Source organism: Chryseobacterium daeguense DSM 19388 (assembly GCF_000430825.1).
GTDB lineage: Bacteria > Bacteroidota > Bacteroidia > Flavobacteriales > Weeksellaceae > Chryseobacterium > Chryseobacterium daeguense.
Map to the genome: position 1 here is coordinate 229293 of NZ_AUMT01000004.1, position 13043 is coordinate 242335.

Here is a 13043-nt window from a genome sequence, read left to right on the forward strand (position 1 = left end):
TTAGAAAGTTATATTAGCTCCTAACATAAAAGTTCTTGCCTGCGGATAAAATGCTCTGTCTATACCAAAAGAGTCTCCTGCCGCAATTTCCGGATCATATCCTGTGTATTTTGTAAAAGTAATTAGGTTTTCGGCAGTTATATAAAAGCGTAACTTGTTAACTCCAAAGTTTTGAGTAACATCTTGCGGAAGTGTATAACCCAATTGAATCAATTTAATTCTAAAGTAGTCTCCTTTTTGCAGATACCAGTCAGATAGCCTTGAGTAATTTTTGTTTGCATCTGCTCGAGTTAATCTTGGATTTTCATTAGTAGAACCTTCTCCTGTCCATCTGTCTAAGATCTTGGTTTGATAATTAGCATCTAACATATCCAATCTTCTTAAACCCTGAAAGATTTTGTTTCCTCCGGCACCTTGCCCGAATACCATAAAATCCCAGTTTTTATAGCTTACATTTAAAGTAGCTCCGAAATTATATTTAGGAATTGAACTTCCCAAATTAACTTTATCTAAATCATTGATTACACCATCTCCATTAGAGTCTGCCCAAATAAAATCTCCGGGTTTTGCATCTGGAAGAATTAATTGGCCATTTGCATTTCTGTAATCATTAATTTGTGCCTGATTTTGAAAAACCCCTAAAGTTTTAAATCCATAGAAAGAATTATAAGCATCGCCTACCACAATTCTTTGTATTGGTCCCATAGACTGAAAACCAGCTCCATCCAAATATTTCGTTCCCTGCTCAAGTGATAAAACTTCGTTTTTATTGTACGCGAAATTAGTATTTACAGAAACCGTGAAATCATTCCAGCTTTTTTTGTAACCCAATTCTACCTCAATCCCTTTATTACTCATATCACCAATATTGGCTATATAAGAACCAGTAACTCCTACATACCCAGGAATTTGAACAGGTCGCAGAATGTCTGATGTTTTTTTGTCGTAAACATCAACTGTTAAAGTGAAGTCTCTGAAAAGTCGTAAATCTACCGCAATATTGGTCTGTGTAGTCGTTTCCCATTTCAAGTCTTTATTTTCAAGACCATTTTGCAAATATCCAATTAATACACCTCCTGATCCGCTTGTATAGTTGGCTCCAGAGATATAGAATTTTGAAAATTTATAGGCTTCGATACCATCATTACCTAAAGTTCCGTAACCTCCACGTAATTTTAGACTATTTACAACATCATTTTCCGGCCAGAAGTTTTCCTTATCCACATTCCATCCTAAAGAGAATGATGGGAATAACCCCCAATGGTGATTTGCCCCAAATAACGAAGAGCCATCATATCTTAATGTACCTGTAAACAAGTATTTGTTTTTAAAATCATAAATCAAGCGTCCAAAATAAGAAGCTTTGTTCCATTCTTGATTATCCCATGCTGAGGAAGTCTGGTTAGCCAACGGAACTTCAAAGTTGAAAGAAGCATCTTGGTAATTACTGATTGGGAGTCCCTTATGTGTAACGCTTTGCCCACTTCCAATATTATAATCATAATAACCTGTTCCCAAAAGCACATTCAGACTGTGATCTCCAAATTTATTTTGGTAATTCAACGTGTTTTCAAAACTCCATTCAAATTTGTTTTGAGTAGTGCGGCTCAAACTGTTTAAAAGTAAATTGCTATATGTAGCACTTAGATAGAAAAGTGGAGTGAAATTCTGGCTTCCCCAATATGCTTTTTTACCGTTTAATGAAGATTTAAACGTAAAATGATTTAAAAATTTCACTTCTGCAAAAACATTAGCAATAAAATCGTCTGACCAGTTAGTGTTTCCTAATTGTGTATATCTAAAGGCCCTTGGGTTAGACATTTCCTGGTTTACATAAGGAGAAATTCCGTATGGATTTCCATTTTCGTCTCTTACAATATGTTCATTCGTATATAAGGCAGGATTTACCTGTGACCAATCTTTTACGACAACTGGAGTCATGGGATCTAAATTCACCGCAGAACTTAACGGACCACCAAACTCACCATTTGCATTAATCCCCTGATTTTTTTGATTGGTATACGCAAAAGTTTGCCCTACAGTCAACCAGTCGGTTACTTTATGAGTTGAGTTTAAACGTCCTGTTAATCTTTTATAATAAGAAATATCACTCATTACAATACCCGTCTGATCATAATATCCAAATGAAGCAAAATAAGTAGATTTTTCATTTCCACCTTGTATACTGACCTCGTGATTCTGCCTTGCTCCAGTTCCGAAAATTTCATCCTGCCAATCAGTTCCTTTTCCAAACGATGCAGGATTTTGGAATCTTACAGCTTGTCCGTCATTTGCAAAACCTTCATTGATGACAGTAGCATATTGTGTAGCATCCAAAAGATCCAATTTTCTTGCGGCATTACTCACCCCAAAGAAACCATTGTAGGATAAAGTAAGTTTTCCCTTTTTACCCTTTTTAGTGGTTACCAAAATAACCCCTCTTGCTGCAGAAACTCCATAAATAGCAGAAGAAGCACCATCTTTCAAAACTTCAATACTTTCAATATCACTTTGGCTTAACCAACCGATACCATCAACTACAATACCATCAACTACCCAAAGCGGATCGTTATTTGAAGAATAACTGGTAACACCTCTTACTCTAATTGTTGCATTTGATCCAGGCTGTCCCGAATTCGAGATCACATTGACACCGGCAGCCCTTCCCTGCAATACCTGTTCCGGTTTACCTGCAGGAATAGCTTCAATATCACTTGCTTTAATACTGGCGATCGCTCCCGTTACATTACTCTTCTTCTGAGTACCGTAACCGATCATGACAACTTCCTCGATTTTTGTCTCTTTGGAAACCGTGTCTTTCGTTGTGTTTTGGGCACTGAAATTTGCAGTAAAATAGAGCACTGCAACCATTCCCAAACTTCTAGATATTCTTACATTCATATACAGTTAGTTTTTTAATTCTCAAATTGAGACAATAAAAATATATTTTTTTTTAAATAATTAACATTTTATTAATAAATATTTTAATATTTCGTTTATTTTTGGGACTTCAAAGGCATAAATTTTATCTTTTAAACTGTAAATTTTTCTCAAAATCCAGCAAAAATAATCCCCAAAATGATATCCAAGCTCTCCAATATTTCACTTCCCCTTAAGCTTACTTTTCTTATTTTTTCTATGGTCTTAAACTGCATGGGCATTGTAATACTACAACTTTCTGAGGCAAAAATCACTTATGAAAAATTAGGATTTCTGGAGTCATTTAAGGATCTTCCGATCGCTTTTATTTCACTATTTGCTGTCAATTTTATAAGCAGATTCGGGACAAAGAAATCATTGATTTTAGCGTTAACAGTTGTTGGGATTTGCTCACTTATTTTACCGTTTGTTGAGGTTTTTTGGTTTTACAAGCTGTGGTTTGCCATTATAGGAACATGTTTCGCAATTGGAAAAATTTGTGTCTTCGGAATTATCCGGAACAATATTTCAGATGAAAAATCACTTGCAAAAACCATGAATAACGTTGAAGCTTCATTCATGATCGGGATTTTTGTGGTAAATACAGGTTTCGGGTGGATTATTTCAAGCCAGTACTCACAATTCTGGAAATTCGGGTTTCTTTCTATCTCGGTTTTATCAGCAATAAGTATTTTTTTATTTTCAAAACTTTCCATTTCCGAGCCGGTAAAAACAGAAAAAGCAGGAATCATTAAAGATTTAAAAAATTTAATGAATCCCCTGATTGTATTGTTTTTAGCAGTTGTTTTTTCAATTGTATTCGTTGAGCAGAGCTTTAATTCATGGCTTCCATCTTTTTATAAAAATCATCTGAAGGTCAATTCTTTTTTTGCGTTGCAGGCTTCATCATTTTTAGCCCTTTTTTCTTATGCAGGAAGAACTGCTACCGCTAATGTTATACAAAGATTTTCATTATCAAAATATTATATGATCTGCATTCTGCTCATCATTTCTGTATTGTTAATTATTATCGGAATACAGTTTTTTGATTCTGATGACTCAAAAATTCTGCTGTTCTTATTTCCCGTTATCGGTTTGTTTCTGTCGCCGCTCTACCCTGTTATTAATTCAAAAATGATTGCCAGAATAGACCGCTCAAAAGCCAATCTTTTTACTTCTTTAATTGTTATTTTCTCTTCCCTTGGAAGCTCAGTAAGTTCCATCATCATGTCTTTGCTGTTTGGAAATCAGCTTCTGAATTATTACTCCGTTTACATTTTATTCGCTGTAACTGTGCTGTTTACAATTAGTTTTATTTATTTTAGATTTGCAGATAAAAACATTTAGAAAAATAATTTTATTTTTACTGCCATGAAAATCAAGAACGAAAAAAATAAAGAGACTCTTCAGGAACTCATTGATACAAAAGACTTTGTAGCGCACGTATCTGTAGACTGCACCATATTTGGTTTTCATAATAATATCCTGAAAGTCTTGCTGTTGAAGTATCACGACCTGAATTTGTGGTCGCTTCCCGGCGGTTTCGTTTTTAATGATGAAGATCTTCGTGAGGCGGCAGAACGTGTTTTATATGAAAGAACACATCTTAAAGGTATTTTCTTAAAACAGTTTCATACTTTCGGGAGAATCGACAGAACAGAGAATAATGTTCACCAGATTCTTTTAAACAATAAAGGAATTGAAGTCCCAAAAGATCACTGGATTTTCCAGCGTTTCATCACTGTAGGATATTGCAGCTTAATTGATTTTTCTCTTGCAGATACCTTTCCGGATGCCTTCAATGAAAGCTGTGAATGGTTTGAAGTGGACAATCTTCCAAAAATGGCTTTTGACCACGACAGGATCATAGAAACCGGCCTTGAATATTTGAGAATGAACATCAATACCGAAGTTGCGGCCAGTAATCTTCTCCCTGAAAAGTTTACAATGAAGGATCTGCAGTCGTTATATGAAACCATTTTAGGTCAACAATTCAGAAGGAATAATTTTCAGCGTAAAATATTGAGCCTAAATATTTTATACAGACTTGAGAAGCTTTATGACGGTTCCGCCAATAAAGCGCCTTATCTTTACAAGTTTAAATCTAAGGTTCACAATTCTACAAGCCAGTACCCTATTTCAAACGAGAATGAAAATTCATTTTAAACAGTAAATTCTTTAAAAATTTGACATAAATCATTAAAAGTCAAACAATAAAATACTTCTAAAAAAAATTTCCCTGAAATACTGAAAAGTCTTATTTTTAGGAAAATTAAAACAATGTCATATTATCCGCTTACAAGCATTCCTGATTATTACGGGATCGATGCTTTACTTACTGAAGAACACAAACTGATTCGTCAATCTGTGAGAGACTGGGTAGAAAGTTTTGTAATGCCACAGATAGACCAGGCAGCACAAAATCATACAGATTTACCGGGCTTGATGAGAGAATTGGGGAAAATTGGAGCTCTTGGCCCATATATTCCGGTTGAGTACGGCGGTTCCGGTCTGGATCAGATCTCGTATGGCCTTATCATGCAGGAATTGGAAAGAGGTGATTCCGCGGTACGTTCTGCGGCTTCTGTTCAGAGTTCTCTGGTGATGTTTCCTATCAATGAATTTGGTTCTGAGGAACAGAAAAAGAAATATTTGCCTAAACTGGCTTCCGGTGAAATGATCGGTTCATTTGGACTTACCGAACCCAATCACGGCTCTGACCCAAGCTCTATGGAATCTCATTTCAAAGATATGGGAGATCATTATCTTCTGAATGGAGCCAAAATGTGGATTACCAATTCTCCGCTTTGTGATATTGCGGTAGTTTGGGCAAAAAATGAGGAAGGTAAAGTTCAGGGATTAATCGTAGAAAGAGGAATGGAAGGCTTTACAACGCCTGAAACACATAATAAATGGAGCTTAAGAGCTTCCAAGACGGGTGAATTGGTATTTAATAATGTAAAAGTTCCGAAAGAGAATTTATTGCCAGGAGTAACCGGTTTAAAAGGACCTTTATCTTGTTTAAATTCAGCCAGATATGGAATTTCCTGGGGTGTAATTGGTGCTGCGATCGACTGCTACTGTACTGCGGTTCAGTATTCTAAGGAAAGAAGACAGTTTGGAAAGCCAATCGGCTCATATCAGCTACAACAAAAGAAATTAGCTGAATTTTTAACAGAAATCACTAAGGCTCAGTTACTTTGCCTACAGTTAGGAAATCTTAAAAATGATCACAAAGCATCTCCTGCACAAATTTCAATGGCAAAAAGAAACAACGTAAAAATGGCGATTGATATTGCGAGAGAGTCCCGCCAGATACTTGGAGGAATGGGTATTATGGGTGAATTCCCGATGATGAGACACGCAGCCAACCTGGAATCTGTGATCACCTATGAAGGAACGCATGATGTTCATTTATTAATTACAGGTTTGGATATTACAGGTATTAATGCATTCTAAAAAACATCGATAAATAAAGAGTCTGGCAATATGTCAGACTTTTTTTATTTAAATTCAATTTTAGAATTGATATTCATTGAATAGTTATTAATAATTCAAAGCATCGATTATTTATTTAAAAAATATAATTTAACAACACAAAAAAAAATCAAATTATGAAAAAAATCCTTATCGTCTTAGCGGGGCTTACTGCGCCATTTTATTTTTCTCAGCAAGCCGGGGACGTTTTCAGTGTAGAACAAAAGCTGGATCTTACTCCACAAGGTGTTATCAATTTTATTTCCGGAAATCTGGGAGAACAGAATTCACCGGACTTCGTTAATTATTTAGGTGGGTTTAATGTAGGTTTAAAAGCCTATAAAATAACCTATTATACAAAAAATGAAAAGAATGTTCTGGTAAAAGCAACCGGACTTGTCATGTATCCTAATGTTAATTATAAGCTTTCCACAGTTGTTTCAGACCACGGTACTACAGACAGCAGGGATAATGTTCCGTCTAACTTAAAAGGTACAATGTCAGGAGGTTTTGTAGTAGAATTGTCATACGTGCTAAACGGATATATTTTGATGGCGCCAGACTATGTAGGGATGGGAACAGGCGAAGGAGTTCATCCTTATGTGCACTATCCTACCGAAGCCAGCGCAACAATAGATTTTGTAACTGCTGCTAACACAGTTTTGGCTCAAAAAGGGATAAAACGTTATGATGAATATTTTATTACAGGGTATTCTCAGGGAGCTCACGCTGCCATGTCTACATTAAAAAAATTAAGCATATCAAACCCTACCAATTTAAAATTTAAATATGCTTATATGGGAGACGGGCCTTATGATTTTTCTGGTGTTACTCTTCAAAAAGGGATAATAGAAAAAGAAACTTACCCATTTACATCTTTCCTTGCCAATGTTGTAAATACATGTAATAATATTGGCTATAAGACATATACGAACGATATCTCTGAAGTAATATCTACAGAATATCTGGATAAATATAATTATCATGTGGTACAAGATAACGGAGGAATGCTTTGGGGACCTGTGATCTGGAGAAAACTTTTCACCACAAACTTTGTAAACGATGCTACTAACAACCAAAATAACAAATTGAGACAATGCTTAAGAGCAAGTGATGTTTATGATTGGTACAACAAAACTCCTACCACTCTTGGCCATTCTTCGGTAGACCTTGCCATACATCCGGAAAATACATCCAAAACTATTGATACTCAACGAGGTTACTACTCTTTCTGGGATCTTGATAAATATAAATTAGAAGCATTATACTGGGGGCCTGTAGGACACGTTGGCGGTATTATTCCTTTCATTTTGGCATCAAATGCAAAGCTTAATACTCTAAGAAGCGGAGGTTTTTTTAATGAATGGGCAATGCTTACTTCAAAAAATTCATCAGCTCAACAGACTGGCAATACTTTATACTCATCTCAGATCAAACCTGAACTGAATGGGAAAAAATTAATTGAAGTTACCGATTTCAATAAAGAAAATTCACAAAGCAAAATAGCTGTTCAAAATGATTTGTCTTCGCTTAAAGATGGAGTGTACTTATTAAAGGTTTCTGAAAATAATACAACACAATTTGTTCCTTATATTAAGAGTACTCCAAAGCAAGTTGCTGAAAATGAAATTGTAAAGTCCGAAAACAATAATGTTTTAAATTTAAGAGTTAATCCTGAAGAATTAAAATCAATAAATATTTTTGATGAAAGCAAAAATTTATTAAAAACCATTTCACAGGAAGAATATAAGAATGCGGGAGGAATTGATTTAAATAATTTTGACAATCAGGAATATACTTTTGAAGTTGTAACACAATTCTACAATCTGCAGTTCAATAAAAAGATTGAAAACTTAAATTCTACAGAGACTGTAAATATTTTTGCTCAAAATAAATCCATAGTAATAAGATCAAAAGATGAGATGAAAAATGTTACAATCTACAGTATCTCAGGAGATTTAGTTCAAAATTCAGAGATCAGTAAAAATGAGTTCTCAACAGGGAATTTAGAAACCGGAATTTATTTGGTTAACCTAACTTTGAAAAATGGAAAAACCATTAATAAGAAGGTCAAAATATAGTTTTCACTAAGAATTATACATAAATGCATCTCTATTCGGGATGCATTTTTATTTTGAGTAGGGTTTAATTTCTTCTATAAAATTAATATCAGGGTTTAAAATTTCTTCAATTAAGCTCTTTACAGATTTCATGGCATCATCAATATTTCCTTTCTCAAACTTCAAAGAAACAACGCCTTTTTTCGCTTCTGCAAAACTCCAAATACCTGTCTCTATCGGTAAACCCCAAAATTCCGGTAAATTCTGCACAACATATTGATAAATACACAACTGCAAAGCCTGCTTACGGTCACTATTGTGGAAGTAATCATCAATATTATTCTCATCAATCTTTACTGTAAGATTTTTAATTTTCGCCGTTTTATAATCAATAATTCTCAGAGTTCCGTTTAATCTGTCAATCCTGTCAATAAATCCAAAGAAAGATATTTTATCCTGATCATCAAGGTAAAAATCTACATTTTCGAAGCGTTTTTCGATGTCAACAATTTCTAATTTATTTCCTTTTTTTACAATTTCAAGATCATGATTCAGTATAGTTTCAATTACTTTTTTTGCTATGGCTTTGTGAATGAAGTTCATCCCTTTTTCATAGAATTCAGGTTGATGTTTTAGCTTATCAATGGCCACTTCAATATATTGATCTATTGCTTTAATTGATTCTTTTAAATCGTTTTCTTTTAAGACTTTACCTTTTAATATTTCATAAACTTCTTGAAGAGTATAATGCACAAGATTACCATAATTTTTGATTGATAATTCTTCTTCAATTTCATCCGTTTCAGAGGTATTCAATATCTTTGAAAGATAAAAATCAATAGGGTTATACAGGTAGCTTGTAAGGTGGGAAGCAGAGACCTTATCTTTCCATTTTGTAAGCCTGTCCATTACAATCTCAGTCTTGGAAATTTCGATGGGTTCAGTGATAATAGGATCAGAAGAATTCTCAATAATCAAATGCTCGATATTATGGGAGCTCTCCATTTCGATCTGCGTAATAAACCTGCTTTTTTCACCTGTATTGACACCCGAGCTCAAAGCATTAAACAACAAGTGAACATTCTTCGAATCCTGAATAAGACGATAGAAATGGTAAGCATAAATGCTGTCATTTTCCAAAAACGTATGAAGATCAAAATACTTCCTTATATCAAACGGAATATATGTATTTTGGGAATTTCCTAAAGGCAGTTTTCCTTCATTTACAGATAGAAGAATAACATTTTCAAAATTTAAAAGACGGGTTTCCAGCAGTCCCATAATTTGCAGACCGCGTAAAGGTTCACCCTGAAAATCAATACTTTCCGAATTAATATGTTGATTGATCAAAATTTCAAGCGTCTCCATTTTGATCTCAAACTGATATGGAGTCAGTTGATTTTTGATAATCCTGAATGCATTCTCAAAATGAGAAATGTTTTCATACTGAATATCATCAATATCCAGCCATTTTATTTTTTTACAAAATTCAATTAATGAATCTAAATATTTTTCTGTAGAATCAGCTTTTTGAAGTAAATTATAATAAGTAAGATCACCCAAAAGTTCCTGCAACAATTTTCTTGAAATATAAACAATATTCCGCTCCTCAATTTTCGATTTGAAGTTGTTGATAACAGATTCATCCTCAGTAGATTTAGGCAGTTCTTCAAGAATTGGAAACAGATCCCGGTAATAGTAGGAAGATTTGTTTTTTTCCAATTGTTTCTGAAGATAAAAAAGCTGTTTTACGGCATTTGAAAATGAAAGATTCTTCAAAGGGAAACCCATTGTAATATTGAGATTCGGGACACCATACATCACATCCAGACTGGCGGGAAGAAGATTTTCATCCAGTAAAACAACAGCAGTATTGGAAAAGGTTTTATTTTCTATTTCCTTAAAGATTTCCGGTAAAATTTTCGTTTGGGTAATATTCCCGGAGACTTCGTAAACCTTAATATTTTTAGGCTGATTAAAATCGTCTTCTATCCATTGAAAAGCTCTATGATCATTAAATTCTTTCCACGTTTTATGATTTCTCAGGAATTTTCCTGCTTCCTGTCTTTCATCGTCAAAATAATAACGGTCTGCCTGAAAAAAACATTGCCCTTTATCCCACTGCAACAGGCTTCGTACCAATTGTTCCTCAACCGGAGTAAAGGCATTGAACCCACAAAAAACAAAGTTTTCCTTTGTATTTTTAGCAAAATCTTTAATCTTCAGTTTTGCTTCTTCATGAATCATTCCGGAAGTTGCCCAGTTTTTTTCTTTCAGTCTGTTTTTTAAAACCGGAAGAAAAACATTCATATTTTTCCAAAAATTTAGGAATTTTTTTCTCGGACCATTATCATCCTCACCTAAATCCTGCGCCCAATCCCGTATTCTTTCTTCATCAAACATATATTGAAGAACAATTTCATCCCCTTCCGAAAACTTCATCATATCATCCCAATCCTTCTGCAAAGTGGGAAACCATTTCAGGAAATCGGCAAAATCATCGTTAGGTATAAGATTCAGACTTTTATAAACGTCAAATGCAAAAAGCCATAAAGAAATCCCCTGAATCTCCTGTTTATCAGCAATTTTATCTATTAATTCTTCAATAGTAAAAAAATTGGGAAGAAATCCGGAATACTTATTTTCCTCCAGAATCTGACGGATGAATACGATAGGACGTTTGCCGGGAAGTACAAGATTAAACTCCGAAAGATCAGGGTTTTGTGTTAATAATTCATCGATGATTTTATTGAGGAATTTCAAGACTTTTTATAACTTTTATAGTTTTCTAATTCTTCAGCAATAATACGATTATATTCTGATTGTTTTTCTTCAACCATCCCATTTTTGGTATCACCGTCGTATGCTCTCTGAAAGTCCTGATATTCTTTAAGAATTCGGTTATAAATAGATTTAAAATATTTATCAAAATCGGATGAAGTCTTGATTTTTTCCGAAATTTCTTTTCTTAATTTCCTTGCGAAAACTTCTGCCACATCAAAATGCTTTTGTTCATGCAGCAACACATAATCATTGATCCGCTTTACATCTTTCCATGATTTATCCTCATTAAAGACCGTTTCCACATTAATCTTTACCGGAGCTTTAGGGTTAGATGATTTTTCGTAAGAATAAATCCACCCACAGTTGGTGTAAGCCACCACATTATCACCGCCTTTGCGGTTTATTTTACTTTTAAAATTGCTCCAATTTAGTTTCGTATCCTCACTCCAATATATTTTCTGGCCAAATAACACATTGGAAATCAGAAAACAAGCTGCAAATATCCATTTCATTATTTATTCAACTACAATTGTTTTTGTGATCCAGTTATTTCCGCCGTTCCAGAATTTAAAAGTATAAGTACCAACGTTTTGTGGACTAAAATTAATTTGATTGGCAGCAGTATAGCTTGTCTGCGTGCAAGGTCCGTTCGTAATATATTTATAGGCAGTTACCGTTCTTGTGGAAGCATCCGTGTGGATATAATCATATCCGTAAAACCCCTCACAATGAGACGGATATGTAGAATAAGTCTTAATACTCTGAACGCTGAAGACATCCATGGTATCATTAACGATTTTCACACTGTCAATCTTAATTTTGTCAATAGATTCTATCGTCTGATAGTCATCATCATCATTACATGAAGTGAAAAATAATCCTAAAACCAATGCAGAAAATCCAATATGGAAAAAACTTTTCATAACTACAACATTTTGATTATTAGTATAAATTTATCAAAAATATTCCTTAATTATGTTAAATTAAGAATTAAAATTACCTTTTGATACATAGACAACTTTCTTTGTATCAAAAAATTCTTCATCAAAATAGTTTTTTAGATTAAAAATTTCACATTTAAGACCGGCCAGCTCCTCTGCAAGATCTCCGCCTTTTAAATATAAAATTCCGTTATGTTTGGGATTAAACTGTTCTTTTTCAAATTTTCCTTTCAGCCATCTTAAAAATTCCGGCATTTGTGTTACAGCCCTGCTTACTACAAAATGAAACTTTTCCTTTAATTTCTCCGCTCTTCCGTGGATAGCAGTTACGTTTTTTAGGCCAACTCCTTCTGCTACAGCATTTACAACATTTATTTTTTTCCCGATAGAATCAATTAAAGTAAATTCTGAATCCGGAAATAAAATTGCCAGAGGAATTCCCGGGAAACCACCTCCGGTCCCGATATCCAGAACCTTCGTTCCAGGTGCAAATTCCATCACTTTTGCAATACCCAAAGAATGTAAAATATGCTTCTCATATAATGATTCCATATCTTTTCTTGAGATTACGTTGATTTTTTCGTTCCATTCATTGTATAATTCTTCCAATTTATTGAACTGTTCAACCTGGGTTTCTGTAAGATCAGGGAAATATTTTAATAGTAACGTTGTAGACATGTGAATTATTATAATCTGCAAAAATAAGTTTTTATTTCAAATTTTTAAGGCAAAAAACTGGAAGATGGGAGCCTGAGGGCGGAAGTTATGTACTTTGATAATATTTTAATAATAATAGTTCGCTTATTTCCAATTTCGACATCTTTTTTCTTGCAAAATCGTACCTGCAAAATTTCCCGAAGTG

Annotated in this window: 9 protein-coding genes; 4 read left to right on the plus strand and 5 right to left on the minus strand. The window is 34.1% G+C overall.

Annotation, left to right across the window (positions count from 1 at the left end; all coding sequences use genetic code 11):
• Positions 1-2901, minus strand: coding sequence for a SusC/RagA family TonB-linked outer membrane protein (locus tag H560_RS0107695; protein ID WP_027379500.1), 2901 nt, complete (start codon positions 2899-2901; stop codon positions 1-3).
• A gap of 177 nt (positions 2902-3078) precedes the next feature.
• On the opposite strand from H560_RS0107695, the gene H560_RS0107700 reads away from it, so the two are divergent.
• The 4 genes from H560_RS0107700 (at position 3079) to H560_RS0107715 (ending at position 8477) form a co-directional block, all read left to right on the plus strand.
• Positions 3079-4266: an MFS transporter gene (locus H560_RS0107700; protein WP_027379501.1), complete on the plus strand. Its 1188-nt coding sequence runs from the start codon at positions 3079-3081 to the stop codon at positions 4264-4266.
• 24 nt (positions 4267-4290) lie between these two features.
• Positions 4291-5085, plus strand: a complete 795-nt coding sequence (locus H560_RS0107705; protein WP_051289216.1) for an NUDIX hydrolase — start codon at positions 4291-4293, stop codon at positions 5083-5085.
• Between the two features lie 114 nt (positions 5086-5199).
• Entirely contained in the window at positions 5200-6378 is a 1179-nt protein-coding gene (locus H560_RS0107710; protein WP_027379503.1) for an acyl-CoA dehydrogenase family protein, read from the plus strand.
• A 155-nt stretch (positions 6379-6533) separates the two neighbouring features.
• Positions 6534-8477 carry a T9SS type A sorting domain-containing protein gene (locus H560_RS0107715; protein WP_027379504.1) on the plus strand — a complete coding sequence of 648 codons (1944 nt, stop codon included), beginning with the start codon at positions 6534-6536 and terminating at the stop codon, positions 8475-8477.
• A 48-nt stretch (positions 8478-8525) separates the two neighbouring features.
• Here H560_RS0107715 and H560_RS0107720 read toward each other — a convergent pair whose 3' ends face one another.
• Genes H560_RS0107720 through rsmG form a run of 4 tightly spaced genes read right to left on the minus strand, consistent with a single transcriptional unit; the run spans position 8526 to position 12859 of the window.
• Complete coding sequence (locus H560_RS0107720) at positions 8526-11219, minus strand: PD-(D/E)XK nuclease family protein (RefSeq protein ID WP_027379505.1); 2694 nt, start codon at positions 11217-11219, stop codon at positions 8526-8528.
• Complete coding sequence (locus H560_RS0107725; protein WP_027379506.1) at positions 11216-11752, minus strand: DUF922 domain-containing protein; 537 nt, start codon at positions 11750-11752, stop codon at positions 11216-11218. The genes H560_RS0107720 and H560_RS0107725 overlap by 4 nt, the downstream gene beginning before the upstream one ends.
• Before the next feature lie 3 nt (positions 11753-11755).
• Positions 11756-12163, minus strand: coding sequence for a hypothetical protein (locus H560_RS0107730; protein WP_027379507.1), 408 nt, complete (start codon positions 12161-12163; stop codon positions 11756-11758).
• 60 nt (positions 12164-12223) lie between these two features.
• Positions 12224-12859 carry a 16S rRNA (guanine(527)-N(7))-methyltransferase RsmG gene (gene rsmG, locus H560_RS0107735; RefSeq protein ID WP_027379508.1) on the minus strand — a complete coding sequence of 212 codons (636 nt, stop codon included), beginning with the start codon at positions 12857-12859 and terminating at the stop codon, positions 12224-12226.
• Positions 12860-13043 lie beyond the last annotated feature (184 nt).

Excerpts from the sequence above, each read along its gene's own strand:
- H560_RS0107725 (WP_027379506.1), bottom strand. The coding sequence starts at position 11,752 with ATGAAATGGATATTTGCAGCTTGTTTTCTGATTTCCAATGTGTTATTT.
- H560_RS0107710 (WP_027379503.1), top strand. The coding sequence starts at position 5,200 with ATGTCATATTATCCGCTTACAAGCATTCCTGATTATTACGGGATCGAT.
- H560_RS0107695 (WP_027379500.1), bottom strand. The coding sequence starts at position 2,901 with ATGAATGTAAGAATATCTAGAAGTTTGGGAATGGTTGCAGTGCTCTAT.
- H560_RS0107700 (WP_027379501.1), top strand. The coding sequence starts at position 3,079 with ATGATATCCAAGCTCTCCAATATTTCACTTCCCCTTAAGCTTACTTTT.
- H560_RS0107730 (WP_027379507.1), bottom strand. The coding sequence starts at position 12,163 with ATGAAAAGTTTTTTCCATATTGGATTTTCTGCATTGGTTTTAGGATTA.
- H560_RS0107705 (WP_051289216.1), top strand. The coding sequence starts at position 4,291 with ATGAAAATCAAGAACGAAAAAAATAAAGAGACTCTTCAGGAACTCATT.
- rsmG (WP_027379508.1), bottom strand. The coding sequence starts at position 12,859 with ATGTCTACAACGTTACTATTAAAATATTTCCCTGATCTTACAGAAACC.
- H560_RS0107715 (WP_027379504.1), top strand. The coding sequence starts at position 6,534 with ATGAAAAAAATCCTTATCGTCTTAGCGGGGCTTACTGCGCCATTTTAT.